Source organism: Cellulosimicrobium sp. ES-005 (assembly GCF_040448685.1).
Taxonomy (GTDB): domain Bacteria; phylum Actinomycetota; class Actinomycetes; order Actinomycetales; family Cellulomonadaceae; genus Cellulosimicrobium; species Cellulosimicrobium cellulans_G.
In genome coordinates this window covers 4,216,847-4,235,991 of sequence record NZ_CP159290.1, presented here as the reverse complement: position 1 = coordinate 4,235,991, position 19,145 = coordinate 4,216,847, and the positions used below count along the sequence as shown (strand labels likewise).

General features: G+C 75.1%; 18 protein-coding genes. 5 read left to right on the top strand and 13 right to left on the bottom strand.

Annotated elements, in window-relative coordinates:
- Positions 1 to 76 precede the first annotated feature (76 nt).
- Positions 77 to 1,126, top strand: a complete 1,050-nt coding sequence (locus ABRQ22_RS18960) for a TIGR03560 family F420-dependent LLM class oxidoreductase (protein WP_253050829.1) — start codon at positions 77 to 79, stop codon at positions 1,124 to 1,126.
- A gap of 83 nt (positions 1,127 to 1,209) precedes the next feature.
- Here the strand turns inward: ABRQ22_RS18960 and ABRQ22_RS18955 are convergent, their stop codons facing one another.
- Both ABRQ22_RS18955 and glmS read right to left on the bottom strand, forming a co-directional pair.
- Positions 1,210 to 1,560: a holo-ACP synthase gene (locus ABRQ22_RS18955; protein WP_253050828.1), complete on the bottom strand. Its 351-nt coding sequence runs from the start codon at positions 1,558 to 1,560 to the stop codon at positions 1,210 to 1,212.
- A 139-nt stretch (positions 1,561 to 1,699) separates the two neighbouring features.
- Complete coding sequence (gene glmS, locus ABRQ22_RS18950; protein ID WP_353707812.1) at positions 1,700 to 3,577, bottom strand: glutamine--fructose-6-phosphate transaminase (isomerizing); 1,878 nt, start codon at positions 3,575 to 3,577, stop codon at positions 1,700 to 1,702.
- Positions 3,578 to 3,702: 125 nt separating this feature from the next.
- Here glmS and ABRQ22_RS18945 point away from each other — a divergent pair, with 125 nt between their 5' ends.
- Together ABRQ22_RS18945 and coaA are read left to right on the top strand one after the other, a co-directional pair.
- Positions 3,703 to 4,596, top strand: a complete 894-nt coding sequence (locus ABRQ22_RS18945; protein ID WP_353707811.1) for a DUF72 domain-containing protein — start codon at positions 3,703 to 3,705, stop codon at positions 4,594 to 4,596.
- A 114-nt stretch (positions 4,597 to 4,710) separates the two neighbouring features.
- Positions 4,711 to 5,700, top strand: coding sequence for a type I pantothenate kinase (coaA, locus tag ABRQ22_RS18940; protein WP_253050825.1), 990 nt, complete (start codon positions 4,711 to 4,713; stop codon positions 5,698 to 5,700).
- A gap of 27 nt (positions 5,701 to 5,727) precedes the next feature.
- Here the strand turns inward: coaA and ABRQ22_RS18935 are convergent, their stop codons facing one another.
- From ABRQ22_RS18935 to ABRQ22_RS18895, 9 genes are all read right to left on the bottom strand, one after another.
- Entirely contained in the window at positions 5,728 to 6,450 is a 723-nt protein-coding gene (locus ABRQ22_RS18935) for a DedA family protein (protein WP_353707810.1), read from the bottom strand.
- Between the two features lie 257 nt (positions 6,451 to 6,707).
- A complete protein-coding gene (gene hrpB / locus ABRQ22_RS18930; protein ID WP_353707809.1) occupies positions 6,708 to 9,254 on the bottom strand; it encodes an ATP-dependent helicase HrpB in 2,547 nt (848 codons plus the stop codon).
- A 56-nt stretch (positions 9,255 to 9,310) separates the two neighbouring features.
- A complete protein-coding gene (locus ABRQ22_RS18925) occupies positions 9,311 to 9,910 on the bottom strand; it encodes a peptide deformylase (protein ID WP_353707808.1) in 600 nt (199 codons plus the stop codon).
- A gap of 38 nt (positions 9,911 to 9,948) precedes the next feature.
- Positions 9,949 to 11,310 (bottom strand): phosphoglucosamine mutase, encoded by a 1,362-nt coding sequence (gene glmM, locus ABRQ22_RS18920; protein WP_353707807.1) that lies wholly within the window; start codon positions 11,308 to 11,310, stop codon positions 9,949 to 9,951.
- 145 nt (positions 11,311 to 11,455) lie between these two features.
- A complete protein-coding gene (gene rpsI, locus ABRQ22_RS18915; protein ID WP_047234563.1) occupies positions 11,456 to 11,944 on the bottom strand; it encodes a 30S ribosomal protein S9 in 489 nt (162 codons plus the stop codon).
- Between the two features lie 45 nt (positions 11,945 to 11,989).
- Positions 11,990 to 12,433 carry a 50S ribosomal protein L13 gene (gene rplM / locus ABRQ22_RS18910; protein WP_253050820.1) on the bottom strand — a complete coding sequence of 148 codons (444 nt, stop codon included), beginning with the start codon at positions 12,431 to 12,433 and terminating at the stop codon, positions 11,990 to 11,992.
- Positions 12,434 to 12,603: 170 nt separating this feature from the next.
- Entirely contained in the window at positions 12,604 to 13,536 is a 933-nt protein-coding gene (locus ABRQ22_RS18905; protein ID WP_253050819.1) for a rhodanese-related sulfurtransferase, read from the bottom strand.
- A gap of 64 nt (positions 13,537 to 13,600) precedes the next feature.
- Positions 13,601 to 15,295, bottom strand: a complete 1,695-nt coding sequence (locus ABRQ22_RS18900) for an ATP-binding cassette domain-containing protein (protein ID WP_353707806.1) — start codon at positions 15,293 to 15,295, stop codon at positions 13,601 to 13,603.
- 108 nt (positions 15,296 to 15,403) lie between these two features.
- Positions 15,404 to 15,967 carry a DUF937 domain-containing protein gene (locus ABRQ22_RS18895; protein ID WP_353707805.1) on the bottom strand — a complete coding sequence of 188 codons (564 nt, stop codon included), beginning with the start codon at positions 15,965 to 15,967 and terminating at the stop codon, positions 15,404 to 15,406.
- A 136-nt stretch (positions 15,968 to 16,103) separates the two neighbouring features.
- Between ABRQ22_RS18895 and ABRQ22_RS18890 the strand changes: the two genes are divergently transcribed.
- Positions 16,104 to 16,505: a DUF5709 domain-containing protein gene (locus ABRQ22_RS18890; RefSeq protein WP_353707804.1), complete on the top strand. Its 402-nt coding sequence runs from the start codon at positions 16,104 to 16,106 to the stop codon at positions 16,503 to 16,505.
- Positions 16,506 to 16,509: 4 nt separating this feature from the next.
- Here the strand turns inward: ABRQ22_RS18890 and truA are convergent, their stop codons facing one another.
- Positions 16,510 to 17,418 carry a tRNA pseudouridine(38-40) synthase TruA gene (truA, locus tag ABRQ22_RS18885; RefSeq protein WP_353709581.1) on the bottom strand — a complete coding sequence of 303 codons (909 nt, stop codon included), beginning with the start codon at positions 17,416 to 17,418 and terminating at the stop codon, positions 16,510 to 16,512.
- A 128-nt stretch (positions 17,419 to 17,546) separates the two neighbouring features.
- Here truA and ABRQ22_RS18880 point away from each other — a divergent pair, with 128 nt between their 5' ends.
- Positions 17,547 to 18,317 carry an ROK family protein gene (locus ABRQ22_RS18880; protein ID WP_253050815.1) on the top strand — a complete coding sequence of 257 codons (771 nt, stop codon included), beginning with the start codon at positions 17,547 to 17,549 and terminating at the stop codon, positions 18,315 to 18,317.
- 5 nt (positions 18,318 to 18,322) lie between these two features.
- Here ABRQ22_RS18880 and ABRQ22_RS18875 read toward each other — a convergent pair whose 3' ends face one another.
- Positions 18,323 to 19,138, bottom strand: coding sequence for an alpha/beta hydrolase (locus ABRQ22_RS18875; protein WP_353707803.1), 816 nt, complete (start codon positions 19,136 to 19,138; stop codon positions 18,323 to 18,325).
- Positions 19,139 to 19,145 lie beyond the last annotated feature (7 nt).

The following is a 19,145-nucleotide window of genomic DNA, read 5'->3' as shown; positions in this document are numbered from 1 at the left end:
CAGCGGTGCGACCGAGCGGTGAGACGACGCGCGGGGGCGCGCTGCGGGTCGCACGGACCCGCATAGGGTGACGACCATGCGATTCGGACTCTTCATCCCCCAGGGCTGGCGCTACGACCTCGTCGACGTCGCACCCGAGGACCACTGGAAGACGATGCTCTCCCTCCTGCACTACGCCGACAACGCCGCCGCGGGCGAGCCCCTGCCGGGCGGCGAGTTCGCGTGGGACGGCGTGTGGGTCTACGACCACTTCCACACCACGCCGACCCCGAGCACCGAGGCGACGCACGAGGCGTGGACGCTCATGGCCGCCTTCGCGGCGGCGTCGCAGCGCGTGCGCCTCGGCCAGATGTGCACGTGCATGGCCTACCGCGACCCGACGTACCTGGCCAAGGTCGCCGCGACCGTCGACCACGTCTCCGGCGGGCGGCTCGAGATGGGCATCGGCGCGGGCTGGTACGAGCACGAGTGGCGCGCATACGGGTACGGGTTCCCGAGCGCGGGCGAGCGCCTGCGCGCGCTCGACGAGGGCGTCCAGATCATGTCCCGCATGTGGCGGACCGGGTCGTCGGGCACGTTCGACGGCGAGCGCTACCAGGTGGACGGCGCGCTCTGCTACCCGCAGCCCCTGCAGCAGGTCGTGGTGGACGGCGAGGGCGCGAGGCCGAGCATCCCGCTGTGGATCGCGGGCGGCGGCGAGAAGAAGACGCTGCGGATCGCCGCGCAGCACGCGCAGTACACCAACTTCGACGGCTCGCCCGAGGGCTTCGCGCACAAGTCCGCGGTGCTCGCGCAGCACTGCCGCGACCTCGGCCGTGACCTCGGCGAGATCACCCGGTCGGCCAACTACAACGTCGTCATCGGCGAGACCGCGCAGGACGTCGCCGACCGGCTGGACCGGATCGAGGAGCACGCGCGCCGGTACTTCCCCGAGAAGGCGGACGACAACGTGGCCTCGTGGCGCAGCGGCCCGCTCGTCGGCACGCCGGAGCAGATCGTCGAGACCCTCACCGGCCTGCGCGACCAGGGCCTCGGCTACGCGATCGGCTACTTCCCGTTCGCCGCGACCGACCGCGACCAGCTCGAGCTCTTCCAGCGCCAGGTCATCCCGGCCCTCCAGCGCTGACCGCCGCACCGTGTGGGCGTGAAGGGGCCCGGTTCTCGGTCGAGAACCGGGCCCTTTGCATCCCCACAGCGCGCGGCGGGCGGTCAGCCCTCCGCGACGACCATGGCCGAGGCGATGCCGGCGTCGTGGGAGATGCTCAGGTGCCAGGCGGTGATGCCCAGCGCGTCCGCGCGCGCCGCGACCGTGCCCGTGATCTCGACCTCCGGCGGGCCCCCGACGACGCGGTGCACCGTCGCGTCGTGCCAGCGCATGCCCGCCGGGGCGCCCAGCGCCTTGGCGATGGCCTCCTTGGCGGCGAACCGCGCGGCGAGCGACGCGGGCGGCAGGTCCCGCTCGGCGGCCGTGAACAGCTTCTCGCGGAGCCGGGGCGTGCGCTCCAGGGTCTCCATGAACCGCGCGACGTCCACGACGTCGATCCCCACGCCCTTGATCATGCGCCCACCCTACGGGGGCCGTCCTCCCTCCCGGTCCCCCACCAGGCGATCTCACCACCGCGAGCAGGCGGTCCTGGCTCGTCCGGGAGACCGGACGAACCAGGACCACCTGCTCGGCGTCCGACGGTGCGGCGGAGGACTACTCGACCGTGACCGACTTCGCGAGGTTGCGGGGCTGGTCGACGTCGAGGCCCTTGGCCGTGGCGAGGGCCATCGCGAAGATCTGGAGCGGGACGACGGCCAGCAGCGGCGAGAGCAGCGTGGGCGACTCGGGGACCCAGAAGATCTCGTCCGCGTAGGGGCGCACGGCGTCGTCCCCGTCCTCCGCGATGACGAGCGTGCGGGCGCCGCGCGCCCGGATCTCCTGGATGTTCGAGATGACCTTGGAGTGCAGGCCCTCGCGGCCCGTCGGCGACGGCACGACGACGAACACCGGCTGCCCCTCGTCGATGAGCGCGATCGGGCCGTGCTTGAGCTCGCCCGCGGCGAAGCCCTCGGCGTGGATGTACGCGAGCTCCTTGAGCTTGAGCGCGCCCTCGAGCGCGACCGGGAACCCGACGTGGCGGCCGAGGAAGAGGACGGACGTCGCGTCCTTCATGGAGCGGGCGGTCGCACGGACGTACTCGCCGCGCTCGATGACGGTCTGGATCTTGCGCGGCATGTCGCGCAGGTCCTCGAGGATCGCCGAGATCTCGTCCGGGAACTTGTTCCCGCGCAGCTGCGCGAGGTAGAGGCCCAGGAGGTACGCGGCGGTGATCTGCGACAGGAACGCCTTGGTCGAGGCGACCGCGATCTCCGGACCGGCGTGCGTGTACAGCACCGCGTCGGACTCGCGCGGGATGGTCGACCCGTGCGTGTTGACGATGGAGATGACCTTGGCGCCCTGCTCGCGCGCGTGGCGCACGGCCATGAGCGTGTCCATCGTCTCGCCCGACTGCGTCACCGCCACGACGAGCGTCTTCTCGTCGACGATCGGGTCGCGGTAGCGGAACTCGTGCGCGAGCTCGACCTCGACGGGGATGCGGCACCAGTGCTCGATCGCGTACTTGGCGACGTGCCCCGAGTATGCGGCCGTGCCGCACGCGACGACGATGATCTTGTCCACCGACCGGAGCACGGCCTCGTCGATGCGCACGTCGTCGAGCACGAGCTTGCCCGACGGGTCGGTCCGGCCGAGCAGGGTGTCCGCGACGGCGTGCGGCTGGTCGTGGATCTCCTTGTCCATGAAGGACGAGAAGCCGCCCTTCTCCGCGGCGGCCGCGTCCCAGTCGACCGTGTACCGCTTGGCCTCGGCGGGGTTGCCGTCGAAGTCGGTCACCTCGACCGACGTCGGGGTGATCGTGACGATCTGGTCCTGGCCGAGCTCGAGCGCCTCCTTGGTGTGGGAGATGAACGCCGCGACGTCGGAGCCCAGGAAGTTCTCGCCGTCGCCGATCCCGACGACGAGCGGGGAGTCGTGCCGCGCGCCCACCACCGTGTCGGGCGAGTCGGCGTGCACGGCCAGGAGCGTGAACGTGCCCTCGAGGCGCCGGGCCACCTGCCCCATCGCGAGCGTGAGGTCCTTGGTCTCGCGGTAGGCGCGCGCGAGCAGCTGCGCCGCGACCTCGGTGTCCGTCTCGGACCGGAACTGCACGCCCTCGGCGAGCAGCTCGGACTTGAGGGTGGCGAAGTTCTCGACGATCCCGTTGTGGATGACCGCGAGGCGGTCGTCGTCCGCGAGGTGCGGGTGGGCGTTGGTGTCCGTCGGGCCGCCGTGCGTCGCCCAGCGCGTGTGGCCGATCGACGCGGTCGCCGCGGGGAGCGGGTGCAGGTCGATCTCCTCGACGAGGTTCGCGAGCTTGCCCGACTTCTTGGCGAACGCGACGGCGTCGATCCCGGGCGCGACGAGCGCGACCCCGGCCGAGTCGTAGCCGCGGTACTCGAGCCTGCCGAGTCCTTCGAGAGCGACGTCGAGGGGTCGCCCCGAGGCCTCTCCGACCATGGTTCCAGGGCCTACGTAGCCCACGATTCCGCACATGGTGATCGAGTCTATCCACGGACGCGGACCCCTCCGCGGGCGCACGATCCCGCGGTTTTTCGTCAGGCCCGCTGCCAAAAGCACCCCGCGCGCGTACGGCGCCGCGTCCGGCGAGGCTGGGTCTCGTGCCCACCGTGCGGATCGGACTCTCGGGATGGCGCTACGCCGACTGGCGGGGCCCGTTCTACCCCGCCGGCCTGCCCCAGCGCCGCGAGCTCGAGCACGTCGCGTCGGTGTTCCCCGCGGTCGAGCTCAACGGGTCCTTCTACTCGCTGCAGCGGCCGTCCTCGTTCGTCGCGTGGCGAGAGCAGACGCCGGAGGGGTTCACCTTCGCGGTCAAGGGCCCGCGCTTCGTCACCCACATGAAGCGCCTGCGGGACGTGCGCACGCCCCTCGCCAACTTCTTCGCGAGCGGCGTGCTCGCCCTCGACGACCGGCTCGGCCCCGTGCTGTGGCAGCTCCCCGCACGCACGACCTTCGACGCCGGGCTGCTCGACGAGTTCCTCGCCCTCCTGCCCCGGTCGACGGCCGAGGCCGCCCGGCTCGCCCGCGAGCACGACGACCGCCTCCGCGCGCCTGCCTGGACCGAGGTGGGCGCCGACCGTCCCCTGGTCCACGCGCTCGAGCCGCGCCACGCGTCGTTCGCGAGCGCCGAGGCGCTCGACGTGCTCCGACGCCACCGGGTGGCGTTCGCGATCTCGGACGGCGCGGGTCACTGGCCGCTCGTGGAGGCGGTCACGAGCCGCCTCGTGTACGTGCGCCTGCACGGCGACACCTCGCTGTACACGAGCGGCTACCGGCCGCACGTCCTCGACGCGTGGGCCGCGCGGGTGCGGGGCTGGTGCGAGGCCGGCCACGACGTCGAGGTCTACCTCGACAACGACGTCCACGCGCACGCCCCGGCCGACGCGCTCGCCCTCATGTCCCGCCTCCCGGGCGTCGCCCTGCCCGGGACCGGCCCGACCCCGGAGCCCGCACGCGGCCGGCGGCGCGCACGGTCCCGCGACGCCACGCGCTGAGCCCGGGACGCGCGTCCCGGCACGGGTGGAGCCCGCCTGGCCCGGGCGGCACCCGACGTCCCCGGCTGGCGGGCCGTGCGCGGGCACCCGCACGCATCCGGCAGAATCAGGCGGGTGTCCTCCCCCGTCGACGACCCGTCCGACCTCCTGCCGGCCCACCTCGCGGCGCCGTCGTCGTCCCCGTACGTCGACCTCGACCGGGCGGTGTGGAGCCGCCTGTCGGAGTCGACGCCGCTCCCGCTCACAGACGACGACGTCACCCGGCTCCGCGGCCTCGGCGACCCCATCGACCTCGCGGAGGTCGACGCCGTGTACCGCCCGCTGTCGCGCCTGCTCAACCTCTACGTGACCGCGACGTCGGGGCTCCACGAGGCGACGTCGACGTTCCTCCGGGAGGAGACGGGCAACACGCCGTACGTCATCGGCGTCGCGGGCTCGGTCGCGGTGGGCAAGTCCACGACCGCGCGCGTCCTGCGCGAGATGCTGGCCCGCTGGCCCGAGACGCCGCGCGTGGAGCTCATCACGACCGACGGCTTCCTCTACCCCAACGCGGAGCTGGCGCGCCGCGGCCTCATGGACCGCAAGGGCTTCCCCGAGTCCTACGACCGGCGCGCGCTCATCCGCTTCCTGTCCAAGGTCAAGGCGGGCCACGCCGAGGTCAAGGCGCCCGTCTACGACCACCTCACGTACGACATCGTCCCCGGCGCGGAGGCGGTCGTGCGCAAGCCTGACGTGCTGGTCGTCGAGGGGCTGAACGTGCTCCAGCCGGCCCGGCCGAGCGCGCACGACGAGTCCACGGTCGCGGTGTCCGACTTCTTCGACTTCTCGATCTACGTCGACGCGCGCACGCGCAACATCCGGCAGTGGTACGTGGACCGGTTCCTCGCCCTGCGCCGTACCGCCTTCGCCCGGCCCGAGTCGTACTTCCGCCGCTACGCCGACCTCACGGACGAGCAGGCGGTCGAGAAGGCGAAGTCGATCTGGGACGCGATCAACGCCCCGAACCTCGAGCAGAACATCCTGCCGACGCGGGGTCGCGCGACGCTCGTGCTCACCAAGGGCTCGGACCACTCGGTGCAGCGGGTCCGGCTGCGCAAGCTCTGACGCACGGCCGACGGGTGCCCCGCGGACTCACGAGGCGCGCGGTGCCGCGCCCGGCCGGTTCTCCGAGGTGCTCGGCTCGTCCGCGGTCTCCGGCGCCGGGGACGTCGGGCCCTCGGCCTGCGGCAGCTCGCCCTTGCGGCGCGCGCGCATCATGAGCACGCGGTCGATGACGAACCCCGCCGCGATCCCCAGGACGACGCCCACGACCATCGCGAGGAGCGGTTCGTGGCCCAGCCACTGCGCCGCGACGAGGCCGATGAGGACCGAGTACACCGCCCAGGTGACGGCCGCGATCCCGGAGAACGCCATGAACCGGCGGCGCGGGTAGCCCACGGCGCCGGCCGTCATGTTCACCGCGACGCGCCCGACGGGGATGTAGCGCGCGGCCAGGATGAACGACGCCCCACGGTGGGCGAGGGCCCGTTCCGCCCACGCCACGGCCTTGCGGCCCCGTGGTGAGCGCAGGAACCGGACGCGGTCGGTGCCGATGGCGCGACCGATCGAGAACGCGATCTGGTCGCCGGTCCACGCGCCGGCGGCGGCCACCAGGAGCACGAGGAGCAGGTTCGGCTCGCCGGTCGCGTGCGCGGACACGGCGAGCGTGATGACGACGGACTCGCTCGGGATGGGCGGGAAGAACCCGTCGATCGTCGCGAAGCCGAACAGCGCGGGATAGATCCACGCGGACGCCGCGAGGGCGAGAATCCAGGTCTCCAGATTCTCCAGGAAGGTCGACACGGCGTCGGGCAACGGCGTCCTCGTTCGTCGGCTGGCGGGGAGGCCAGGCGGGCGGCGGCGGCAGGTCGGGCGTCCTGCGCCACGACAAGCCTACGGAGCGCGACGACGTCGACCATCAGGGAAACCCCCGGTTCGCCCCTGAGGATTCCCGCCCGGCAGCGCCGCGCCCGGTGACGAGTCTTCCGCGTCGCGGCGCGCGGCGTCGTCATCCCGACGAACGACTTCCCGCAGCGGGGGCGTACGTCGTGAGGACCAGGACCTTCCCCGGCTCAGGCGTCGCGGCGGCGCGGGCGCGGCGTGCCCCGCAGCGGCAGGGCGGTGCTCGGGTCCTCCGGCCACGCGTGCTTGGGGTAGCGGCCCCGCAGCTCGGCGCGCACCTGCGGGTAGCCCTGCACCCAGAAGGAGGCGAGGTCCGCCGTGACCGCCGCGGGTCGACCCGCCGGGGACAGCAGGTGCAGCAGGACGGGCACGCGGCCGTCCGCGACGCGGGGCGTGCTCGTCCAGCCGAACGTCTCCTGCAGCCGGACCGCGAGCACCGGCTGGTCCTGGTCGTAGCCCACCGCCACGCGCGACCCGCTCGGGACCTCGAGCCGCTCGGGCGCGAGCGCGTCGAGGCGCGCCGCCTCCGGCCAGGGCAGCAGACGGCGCAGCGCCCCGGCGAGGTCGGTGCCCCGGCCCCGGGCGACGGCCGGGAGGTCGGGCCCCAGCCAGACGTCGACGGCGTCCAGGAGCGCCTCGTCGCCGACGTCGGGCCACGGGTCGCCCAGCACCCGGTGCAGGAACCGCAGGCGGTCCCGGAGCCGGAGTGCGCCGTCGGACCACGGGAGGCCGTCCAGACCGTCCCGGCGCAGCCCGTCGCGCACGGTCGCCGCGAGCAGGTCCGCCGGCGGGTCCCGCCACGGCTCGCGCGCGAGCTCGATCGCGCCGAGCGTGGTGACCCGGGCGGCGCGCACGCGCCCGCCCGTCCACCCGGCGACGCCGCTCGTGCGCAGCGCGGGCGCCGCAGCGGCTCGCGCCGTCGCCTCGTCGACGGGCGCGGCGGACCGCACGACGGCGTCGGCACGGCCCGCCGTGCGGTCCACGTCCGCGACCGCGAGCCACGGCGCGCCCTGCAGCGGCGAGCCCGCGGGCAGGCGCGCGCCCGCCCCGGACACCAGGAGGTAGGTCTCTCCGCCGGGTCGCAGTCGGGCCAGCCGGTCGGGGTGCGCGAGCGCGACGACGTGCCCGACGGCGGCGTCGTCGGTCAGCCGGGACCGTGCGGCGGGCCCCCCTCCCCGGGCGGAGCCGTCCTCGGCCGCGGCGGCGCGTGCCACCCGTTCGAGGCGGTCGCGCTGCGCGGCCCACGCGCCGGTCCCCGGGCCACCGCGCCGCGCCGCGCGCAGCGCCGCCGGCAGGTCGGCCCCGGGCACGCGCACGTCCTCCGAGAGCAGCGCCACGACCTCCGCGGCGAGCCGCGGGCCGATTTCGGGGACGGCGTCGAGCAGGGCGCGGGCGCGGCGCGGGTCGGCGGGCACGGAGGCGATCCGGCGCCCGAGCGGCGTCACGCCGTCGGGCCCGACGGCCCCCAGCCCCTGCAGCACCTCGCGGGCGGCCGCCCAGGCGGCCGGGGGCGGCGGGTCCAGCAGCGCGAGCCCCGCGCCGTCGGGAGCCCCCCAGCACGCGAGCTCGAGCGCGAAGCCGGTGAGGTCCGCCGTGCGGATCTCCGGCTCCGGGTGCCGCGCGAGGCGCGCGTGGTCGCCCTCCGACCAGCAGCGGTACACCGCCCCCGGGCCCTCGCGCCCGGCCCGCCCCGCGCGCTGCTCGGCGCCGGCCCGGCTGACCGCCACCGTCACGAGCCCGGGCAGCCCTCGGCGGACGTCCGTGCGGGGCTCGCGCGCGAGCCCCGCGTCCACGACGACCCGGACGCCCGGGACCGTGAGCGACGACTCCGCGACCGCCGTCGACACCACGACCCGGCGCCGCGGCCCGGGCTCGAGCGCCCGGTCCTGCTCGTGCGGGGGCAGGCGGCCGTGCAGCGGGCGCACGTCGACGTCCGAGAGCCCGCGCGCCAGCAGGCCCGACACGGTGTCCACCTCGCGCGCGCCGGGGACGAACACGAGCACGTCGCCCGTGCGCTCGCGCAGCGCGCGGTGCGTGGTGGCGACCACGTGGTCGAGCAGCGCGGGCGACGTGCCGCGGACGTCGGTGCGCGGACCGCGCGCGGGGCACCAGACGACGTCGACCGGGTGGAGGCCGCCCTGGACCTGCACCACGGGGACGGGCCGCGCTCCCCCGCCGAGCGCCTCCGCCGTCCGCCCCGCCTCGACCGTCGCGGACATCGCGACGAGCGCGAGGTCGTCGCGCAGGTTCTCGCGCACGTCCGCCAGCAGGGCGAGCGCGAGGTCGTCGTCCAGGTGCCGCTCGTGCACCTCGTCGAGCACGACGCCCGCCACGCCCGGCAGCTCCGGGTCGCGCTGGAGCCGGCGGACGAGCGTGCCGGTGGTGACGACCTCGACCCGGGTCCGTCGCGACGTCCGCGACTCGCCCCGCACCGTGTAGCCGACCGTGCCGCCGAGGTCCTCGCCGAGCAGCGACGCGAGCCGGCGGGCGGCCGCCCGGGCGGCGAGCCGCCGCGGCTGCGTCACGACGACGCGGCCGTCCGAGGCACCCTCCAGGGCCACCGCGAGGGCCGGCGGCACGAGCGTCGTCTTGCCGGTGCCGGGCGGTGCCTGGACGACGACGGCCCCCTCCGCGCGCACGGCGGCGACCACCTCGACCAGGTGACGGCCCACCGGCAGGTCGGGCGGTGCGGCGAGGAGCTGGGCGAGCGGGTCCACACCGGTAGTCTCGCGCGACGACCCGCCGGACCCGAACCGCGGACGACGGCCCGGGCTCAGCCCGGGTGACCCGGGAGCCGCGCGACCCCGAGCGTGGACGCCAGCGTGCGCAGGTCCGCGGCGTCGACGTACAGCTCGCCGCGCAGGTGGTCGGTCTCGTGCTGGACGATCCGCGCCGCCCACCCGGTGAGCACGTCGTCGAACGGCTCGCCCGCCTCGTCCTGCCCGGTGAGTCGCACCGAGCGGGCGCGCGTCCGCTCCGCCTGCCAGCCGTGCACCGAGAGACAGCCCTCGAAGAACGTCCTGGTCTCGTCGCCGACGGCCTCGTACCGCGGGTTGACGAGCACGCGGAACGCGAGCGGGGGCCGCTCGCGCTCGTCGTCCGCGTCGGGTGCGCCGGGATCCTCGACGACGGCGATCGCGAGGCCGATCCCGACCTGCGGCGCGGCGAGCCCCACCCCGGGCGCCGCGTGCATCGTCGCGCGCATCGCGTCCAGGAACCGGGGCAGCACGTCGCCGAGCTGCCCGGCGTACGGCACGGCCGGGGTCCGCAGCACGGGGTGGCCCGCCTGGACGATCGGCAGCACGCCGTCGTCGTACGCGTCGAGGAGCGCGACCACGTGCTCGCGCAGCCCCTCGTCGACCCCCTGCCGCACGCCTGCCGCCCCCCGGTCGGTCGTCCGCCCCGTCGCGCTCACAGCGCGAGCCGCTCGCGCACGACGCCCGCGAGCCGCGCGGCCACCGCGTCGGCCTGCTGCTGCGTCGCCGCCTCGACCATGACGCGCACGAGCGGCTCGGTGCCCGACGGCCGCAGCAGCACGCGACCCGTCTCGCCGAGGGTCCGCTCCGCGTCCGCGACGGCGGCCCGGAGCTCCTCGTCGCTCGACGCCCGCGCCTTGTCCACGCCGGGGACGTTGACGAGCGTCTGCGGGAGGCGCTGCACGACGGCTGCCAGGTCGGCGAGCTTCTGGCCCGTGGCCCGCACGCGGGCCGCGAGCTGGAGGGCCGTGAGCACGCCGTCACCCGTGGTCGCGTAGCGCGACAGCACGATGTGCCCCGACTGCTCGCCCCCGAGGCCGTACCCGTGCGCGCGCATCTCCTCCAGGACGTACCGGTCGCCGACCGCCGTCTGGACCGTCGTGATCCCCGCGTCGCGCATCGCGAGCAGGAGGCCCAGGTTGCTCATCACCGTCACGACGAGCGTGTCGTGCGGGAGCGCGCCCTCGTCCTGGAGCGCGAGCGCGAGGACGCCCATGATCTGGTCGCCGTCGACGACGGTGCCCCCGTGGTCGACCGCGATGCAGCGGTCCGCGTCGCCGTCGAACGCGACGCCGAAGTCCGCCTCGGACGCCACGACGACGGCCTGGAGCTGCTCGGGGTGGTTCGAGCCGCACGCGGCGTTGATGTTGCGGCCGTCGGGGCTCGCGTTGATGACCACGACGTCCGCGCCGGCCGCGCGCAGCGCCGCGGGGCCGACGTCGCTCGCCGCGCCGTTCGCGCAGTCGACCGCGATGCGCAGGCCCGCGAGCGGCTTGTGGTCCTCGTCCGCGCCGATGCTCGCCATGAGGTGCTCGACGTACGCCCCGCCCGCGCGCCCCGAGTCCGGGGAGATCCGGCCGACCGCGCCGTGCGTCGGACGCTGCCACTCCTGCCCGAGCAGGCTCTCGATCCGGTCCTCGACCGCGTCGTCGAGCTTGACGCCACCGCGCGCGAGGAACTTGATCCCGTTGTCCTGCATCGGGTTGTGGGAGGCCGAGATCACGACGCCGAAGTCGACGTCCATGGTGCTCGTCAGGTAGGCGACGGCGGGCGTCGGCAGCACGCCGACGTCCTTCACGTCGACGCCCGCGCTCGCGAGCCCGGCGATGAGCGCCGCGCCCAGGAACTCGCCCGAGACTCGCGTGTCGCGCCCCACGACCGCGCGCGGCCGGTGGCCTTCCTCCTGCCCGCTGCCGAGCACGCGCGCCGCCGCGACGCCCAGGTCGAGGGCGAGCTCGCCCGTCACGTTGCCGTTCGCCAGCCCGCGCACCCCGTCGGTGCCGAAAAGCCGTCCCATGGAAAGTCCTTCCTCGACCGGCCGTACGTCGACCGTACGACCGCCTGCCCTGCCCCGCCCTCGGCGGGCTTGGTCACCGTCCCTCACAAACGACGTCGGCCCCGGTGGACGAGGTCCACCGGGGCCGACGAGCGCACAGCGCGGATCAGCGCTTGGAGTACTGCGGTGCCTTACGGGCCTTCTTGAGACCGGCCTTCTTGCGCTCGACGACGCGCGCGTCGCGAGTGAGGAAGCCGGCCTTCTTCAGCGCGGGGCGGTTGTGCTCGGCGTCGATCGCGTTGAGCGCACGCGCGATGCCGAGGCGCAGCGCACCGGCCTGGCCGGAGGTGCCGCCGCCGCTGATGCGGGCGACGACGTCGAAGCGACCCTCGACGTCGACCAGCTTCAGCGGGGAGTTCACGAGCTGCTGGTGAACCTTGTTCGGGAAGTAGTCCTCGAGCGAGCGCCCGTTGATCTTCCACTGCCCGGTCCCGGGGACGAGGCGCACGCGCGCCACGGCCTCCTTGCGGCGGCCCAGGGCCTGGCCGGGGGCGGTGATGCTCTGGCCGCGGCCCGTGGGGGCGGCGGACTCGGAGGTGTAGGTGCTGGGCGTCTCGTCGCCCAGGGTGTCGGTGTCGACGGTGGTCTCGGCCACGGGTGGTGTCCTCGCGTCTCTCTGTGCGCTACGCCTGGGCGGCGATTACTGCGCGACCTGGGTGATCTCGAACGGCTTCGGCTGCTGCGCGGCGTGCGGGTGCTCGGCACCCGCGTAGACCTTGAGCTTGCCGAACTGGGCGCGACCGAGGGTGGTCTTGGGGAGCATGCCGCGCACGGCCTTCTCCACCGCACGCTCGGGGTGCTTGTCGAGCAGGTCGCCGTAGGGGACGGCACGCAGACCACCCGGGTAGCCGGAGTGGTTGTAGGCCATCTTCTGCTCGCGCTTGTTGCCGCTCAGGGCGACCTTGCCGGCGTTGATGACGATGACGAAGTCACCGCCGTCGACGTGCGGAGCGAAGGTCGGCTTGTGCTTGCCGCGCAGCAGGGTGGCCACGTGGGTGGCCAGGCGGCCCAGGACGACGTCGGTCGCGTCGATGACGTACCAGTCGCGCTGGACGTCGCCGGGCTTCGGGGTGTACGTACGCACGGTCGTAGCCTTCGTTTCTGTCTCAGAATGTCTTCTTCGGCCGCTGAAGCGTGCGGCCGAGAGGGCAGGTCGTTGCGCGGCGGGCTCGGTCGGCACCCGCTCCTTGGCCGGCAGCGAGTGGGCGCGCTAGCGACACGGGTGTCGTGAGATGAGCACAACGACTCACCAGACTACCCGCGGGTCGGGCCGCCGGTCAAAGCGGCCGGACGGGGATCCGGGCGCTCGCCCACGCACGTCGCGCAGCGGGCCGAGCGTGCGACGTGCACGCAGTCCGGGCAGTACAGGCGCAGCGTCCGGCAGCTCGGGTCCGCGCAGTTCTCGTACTTCGCCGTCGCCGCGCCGCAGCCGGTGCAGGACCCCAGCGGGGTCGACCCCGGGCCGAGCTCGACGTGCATGCGCTCGTCGAAGACGTAGAGCGAGCCCTCCCACAGTCCCTGCGACCCGAACGCCTCGCCGTACCGCACGACGCCGCCGTCGAGCTGGTAGACCTCCTCGAAGCCGCGGGCGGTCAGGAGCGCGGACAGCACCTCGCACCGCACGCCCCCGGTGCAGTACGTGACGACGGGCCGCTGCTTGAGGTCGTCGTAGCGGCCCGAGTCGATCTCGGCGACGACGTCGCGCGTCGTGGCGACGTCCGGCACGACCGCGCCGCGGAACCGCCCGATCTCGGCCTCGAACGCGTTGCGGCCGTCGAACATCACGACGTCGTCCCCCCGCTCGGCCACGAGGTCGTGCAGGGCCTGCGGGCTCAGCCGCGTGCCGCCGCCCACGACGCCGCTCGCGTCGACCACGACCTCGTCGGGCACGCCGAACGCCACGAGCTCGGGTCGCACCTTCACGGACAGGCGCGGGAAGTCGCGTCCGGTGCCGTCGGACCACTTGACGTCGATGCCCTCGAAGCCGGGGTACTGCCGGGTCGTCTTCACGTACTGCTTGAGGTCCTCGACCGTCCCGCCCAGCGTCGCGTTGATCCCGTGGTGGGCGACGATCACGCGTCCCGTGAGGTTCCACCGCTCCCCCAGCGCCCGCTGCCAGAGCTGCACCGCGCGGGGGTCGGGCAGCGGCGTGAAGGCGTAGAAGAGCACGATCTTGTGGACGGCCATGCCCACCAGGATAGGGACCGCGCCCGCCGCCACCGGCACGCGGCGGCAGCCCCGTACGCGGCGGCTACCGCGCCCGCCGCACGCGCTCGACGTCCCAGACCGGCTCCGGGGCCTCGACGACCTCCCCGTCCCCGCGGAACACGAGGTAGCGGTCGAACCCGCGCGCGAACCAGCGGTCGTGCGTCACGGCGAGCACCGTGCCCTGGAACGCCGCGAGACCCGCCTCGAGCGCCTCGGCCGAGTGCAGGTCGAGGTTGTCCGTCGGCTCGTCGAGCAGGAGGAGGGTCGCGCCGTCGAGCTCGAGCAGGAGGATCTGGAACCGCGCCTGCTGGCCGCCGGACAGGGTCTCGAAGCGCTGCTCCGCCTGGCCGACCAGCTCGTATCGGTCGAGCGCGCGGCTCGCGCCCTCGCGCCCTATCCCCGCCCGGTGCCCGTCGCCGCGGTGGAGGATCTCCAGGAGGGTCCTCCCCCGCAGCTCCGGGTGGTCGTGGTTCTGGGCGAACCAGCCCGGCCGGACCCGCGAGCCGAGCACCGCGAGACCCGTGTGCGCCACGGGGTCGGGCCGGACGCCGTCGGACGTCGCGGGGTCGGGCACGACCCCGGGCTCGGGGTCGCTCCCGCCGGCGGCGAGGAGCCGCAGGAAGTGCGACTTGCCGGACCCGTTGGAGCCCAGCACCGCGACGCGCTCGCCGAAGAACACCTCGAGGTCGAACGGCTTCATGAGGCCCGTGAGCTCGAGCGACCGGCACGTCACGGCGCGCTTGGCGGTCCGGCCGCCGGCGAGGCGCACGGTGACGCGCTGCTCGCGCGCGAGCACCTCCGGGGGGCCCGCCTCCTCGAACTTGCGCAGGCGCGTCTTCGCCGCCTGGTACCTGCTCGCCATCCCGTCGTTGTAGGCGGCCTTGGTCTTGAGCGTCTGCACGAGCTCGCGCAGCTTCGCGTGCTCCTCGTCCCACCGCCTCGCGAGCTCCGCCAGGCGCTCGCGCCGGTCCGCGCGCGCCTGCGCGTAGGTCGCGAACCCGCCGCCGTGCACCCAGACCGTCCCGCCGCCCGGTGTCGGCTCGAGCGTCGCGACCTGCGTCGCCGTGCGCGACAGCAGCTCGCGGTCGTGCGAGACGTAGAGCACCGTCTTGGGCGACGCGACGAGCCGCTCCTCGAGCCAGCGCTTGGTCGGCACGTCGAGGTGGTTGTCCGGCTCGTCGAGCAGCAGCACCTCCTCGGGCCCGCGGAGCAGCGCCGTGAGCGCCAGGCGCTTCTGCTCGCCGCCGGACAGCGTGCGCACGTCGCGCCACTGCGCCTTCTCGAACGGGACGGACAGGACCTCGTCGGTCACCTCGTCCCACGCCGTCTCGGCGTCGTAGCCCCCGACGTCGGCCCAGTCGACGAGCGCCTGGGCGTACCGGAGCTGGGCGGGCTCGTCGTCGACCGTCATGATGTCGTGCTCCGCCGCGGCGAGCTCGAGCGCCGCCTCCTTGACCGCGGCGGGCGCGAGCTCGACGAGCAGGTCCCGGACCGTGCGGTCGTCGTCGATCCGCCCGACGTCCTGCCGCATCACGCCCAGGCCGCCGCTGCGCACGACCGCCCCGCCGTGCGGAGCGACGTCGCCCGTGACGATGCGCAGGAGCGTCGACTTGCCGACGCCGTTCGGCCCGACGAGCGCGACCCGCGCGCCGTCCGCGACGCGCAGGCTCACGCCGTCGAGGAGAGTGCGCCCGTCGGGCAGGTGATACGTGACGTCGCTGAGGTCGAGGTGTCCCACGGCCTCATGGTCTCCCGGCCGGGCCCACCGGGTCACGCGGATTCCGTGCTCCCGGACCGCGCCGGCACCGCTGCACCCCGTGCACGACGGCCGCAGGTGCCGCCGGGCTCAGCGCCGACCGCCCCCGAGGAGCCCGCCCAGACCGCCCAGGAGGTCCCCGAGGCCGCCCCCGGACCCGCCCGAGCCGCCGCCCAGCAGCCCGCCGAGCAGGTCGCCCAGCCCACCGCCGCCGGCGCTCTCCGGCGCCGCCGTGGAGGAGCCCGCGCCCGCGTCCTTGCCGCCGAGCTGCTTCGCGAGGAACGCCAGCGCGATCGGGGCGAGCGCGGGGAGCACCTTCGAGAGCAGGCCCTGCTGGGTCCCCGTCGAGTCGGCGAGCTGCGCGACGACGGCCTCCTCGTTCGACCCGAAGACGTGGCGGACGATCTTCTCGCCGTCGGCCGTGTCCACGTCGTCGAGGTTCACCCCGCCCTCCACGAGCGACGGGTCGTGCTGCGTGAGCGCCTGGCCGAGCGACGCCGCGCCGGCCGGGTCCTGCGCGTTCGCCCGGAGCCCGCCCAGCAGGGCGGGGAGCGCCGCGCCGACGGCCTGCTGCGCCGTCGCCTCGTCGACGCCCAGCCGACCGGCGAGCTGGTCGAGCGGGATGGTGGACAGGATGTCGTCGATGCCGGCCATGGTGGTCCTCGGTTCTCGGGGTCGTTCGGGGAGGCCACGGCGCGCGCGACCCGTGCCACGGTACCGCCCGCGGCACGTCGGTGCAGGTCCGGGCGCAGATGCTGCGTCCGGCCGCGCGAGGTGCCACTGTGGACGCATGAGCGAAGACACCACCGGCACCAGCCCGGACCCGGAGACCGGCGCCGAGGGCGACAACGACCAGCTCCAGGCCGAGGACACGCTGCTCGACCGCGGCGTGGACGACGTGCTCGACGAGGGCTACTCCCCGCCCGACCGCCCCCGCACGAACCACTACGGCGAGACGCCGTGGGAGGAGGTGCACGGCGAGACCCTCGACCAGCGTCTCGCCGAGGAGGAGCCCGAGGACTGGGAGCGCGACCCGCTCGAGCGCCCCGACGACACCCGGTCGGGCCGCCTCGTCACAGACCCTGACGCGCTCGACGGCCGCCAGAACGACACGTACGCCGACGACGAGGGCATCTCCGGGGGCGCCGCGGGCGCCGAGGAGGCGGCGGTGCACGTCGTCGAGGAGCCGTGACGGGCTAGCCCCTCGGCGGTCCGGCCAGGTCGCGCGACGCGCCCTCGTCCCAGACGTCCTCCTCGTTCCGGACGGCGCGGATCCGGTCGGCGCGGGCGGCGAGCTCGTCGTCGGGCGGGTACGTGACCTCCTCGAGCACGAGCCCGTGGGCGGGGACGACGCCGGCCCCCGCGTCGCGGCGTCGGCTCGCGAGGAGCTCCGCGGGCCAGGCGACGTCGCGTCGCCCCTCCCCCACCGCGAGCGACGCGCCGACGAGCGCGCGGACCATGTTGTGGCAGAACGCGTCCGCGCGGACGTGCGCGACGACGAGGCCCGCGTCGGGACCGTCGACCGGCCGCGACCACGACAGGTGCTGGAGCTCACGGATGGTCGTCGCCCCGGGGCGCGGCTTGCAGAACGCCGCGAAGTCGCGCACCCCGAGGAGCGGCTGCACGGCGGCGTCCATCGCGGCGACGTCGAGCGGGCGCCGGTTCCACAGGACCCAGGCGCGCCGCAGCGGGTCGCGCTGCGCCGCGTCGTCCGCGACCCGGTACGTGTACGCGCGGTGCAGGGCCGAGAAACGGGCGTCGAACCCGGCCGGCGCCGGCGCCGCGCGGTGGACGACGACGTCACTCGGCAGCACCCCGCCGAGCCGCGCGACGAGCGCGTCGCCGGGCGAGCGGTCGGAGCGCCCGGGCAACGCCTCCCACTGGTCCCGCGTGAGGTCGACGTGCGCGACCTGTCCCCGCGCGTGCACCCCCGCGTCGGTGCGCCCCGCGACGGTGAGGCGCGGCGCCGGCCCCCGCAGGAGCGTCGCGAGACCGTCCTCGACCGCGCCCTGGACCGTCCGCAGCGCCGGCTGGCGGGCCCACCCGGCGAAGTCCGTCCCCTGGTAGGCGAGGTCCAGGCGGACCCGCACGACGCCGTCGGGCAGCGCGTGCCGCCCCGTGCCGTCGGCAAGGGCGGACTCGGGGGCGTCGGGGGCCAGGGCGTCGCTCACGGGAGTTCACCGTAGTCGCCCGGCCGTGCGGCACGCGCGTCGTCGTGCCTACGCTGCGGCCCATGACCGGCGACCGCGCAGACGTCCGCACCCTCGCCGTCGACTGCGGAGGCGGCGGGATCAAGGCCAACGTGCTCGACGCGTCGGGCACCGCCCACGCCGCCGCCGTCCGCGTGCCCACGCCCTACCCGCTGCCCCCCGAGCTGCTGGTCGAGACGATCGCGGAGATCGCGGCGACGCTGCCGCCCGCCGACCGGGCCACCGTCGGGATGCCCGGCATGATCCGGCGCGGGGTCGTCGTGCACACCCCGCACTACGTCACCCGCAGCGGACCCCGCTCGCGCGTCGACCCGGCGCTCGTCGAGGCATGGACGAGCTTCGACGTCCAGGCGGCCGTCGCCCGGCGGCTCGGCGTGCCCGCACTCGTGCTCAACGACGCCGAGGTGCACGGCGCGGGCGTCGTCGCGGCGTCCGGGCTCGAGCTCGTGCTGACGCTCGGGACGGGGCTCGGGTCGGCGCTGTTCCACGGCGGGCGGCTCTCGCCGCACCTCGAGTGGTCGCGCGCTCCGGTGCGCCGCGGCACCACCTACGACGAGTACGTCGGCGAGCCGGAACGCCGCCGGCTCGGCAACGGGCTGTGGTCGCGGCGCGTCCTCGCGGTCGTCGAGGGCCTGCGGCCCGTCTTCTGGTGGGACCGGCTGTACCTGGGCGGCGGGAACTCGCGGCAGATCGCCCCGAGCGTCCTCGACCGCCTCGGCGACGACGTCGTGGTCGTCCCCAACTCCGCGGCGCTCGTCGGCGGTGCACGCGCCTGGGACCTGCCGCCGGCCTGACCGTCTCAGCGCTCGACGGCGCGGCGCGGGGCGACGCCCGCAGGCGGCGCCCCGTCCGCCCCGGGGGCCGGACGACCCGCCGCGACCGCGCGGTGGGCGTCGAGCAGGGCCCGGTTGAACGCGACCGGCGCGTCGAGGCTCACGAGGTGCCGCGCGCCCGGGATCACCACGAGCCGCGCGGGCGCTCCCCCGCGCCGGGCCGCCTCGACGAACCCCCGCTCCCCGAACCGGAAGTGGTCCCACCGCCCGTTGACCACCCACACGGGCGAGTCCGCGGCGGCGAGCGCGGACACCGGGTCGACCGCCTCGACCTCGCGCAGGATCGCGCTCATCACGTCGAGCGCGAAGCCGCCGGCCGCGAGGTCGGCCGCGGCCTGCGGCGTCAGCGCCCGGTCGACGAGCGCCTGGTTGAGCCCCGCTCCACCGTCGGGCAGGCGCTCGATGCCGCGCGCGACGAGGAGCCAGCCCCCGCGCAGTCGGGTGGCGGGCGGTGTCGAGCAGGCGGCGGCCACGAGGCCGACGACGCGCTCGGGGTGACGAGCCCGTGCCTCGATCGCGACGTAGCCGCCGAGCGACAGCCCGACGACGAGCGCACGCCCGCCGAGCTCGTCGATCCCGGACGCGACGACCTCCACGGCACCGTCCAGGGTGAACGCCTCGCCCCGCCGCGCCCCGTGCCCCGGCAGGTCCACGGCCAGCGCGTCGACGCCCGCGCGGCGCAGGGCCGCGAGCTGGTCGCGCCACATCGACCGCGACGTGCGCGAGCCGTGCACGAGCACGACGGGCGGCCACGCCGCCAGGGAGGAGTCAACACTCGTCACGTCTCGA

Coding starts and splice junctions, on each gene's coding strand:
- ABRQ22_RS18960 (WP_253050829.1), top strand. CDS start 77: ATGCGATTCGGACTCTTCATCCCCCAGGGCTGGCGCTACGACCTCGTC.
- ABRQ22_RS18955 (WP_253050828.1), bottom strand. CDS start 1,560: ATGATCAAGGGCGTGGGGATCGACGTCGTGGACGTCGCGCGGTTCATG.
- glmS (WP_353707812.1), bottom strand. CDS start 3,577: ATGTGCGGAATCGTGGGCTACGTAGGCCCTGGAACCATGGTCGGAGAG.
- glmM (WP_353707807.1), bottom strand. CDS start 11,310: ATGGGACGGCTTTTCGGCACCGACGGGGTGCGCGGGCTGGCGAACGGC.
- ABRQ22_RS18905 (WP_253050819.1), bottom strand. CDS start 13,536: ATGGCCGTCCACAAGATCGTGCTCTTCTACGCCTTCACGCCGCTGCCC.
- ABRQ22_RS18895 (WP_353707805.1), bottom strand. CDS start 15,967: ATGGCCGGCATCGACGACATCCTGTCCACCATCCCGCTCGACCAGCTC.
- ABRQ22_RS18890 (WP_353707804.1), top strand. CDS start 16,104: ATGAGCGAAGACACCACCGGCACCAGCCCGGACCCGGAGACCGGCGCC.
- ABRQ22_RS18880 (WP_253050815.1), top strand. CDS start 17,547: ATGACCGGCGACCGCGCAGACGTCCGCACCCTCGCCGTCGACTGCGGA.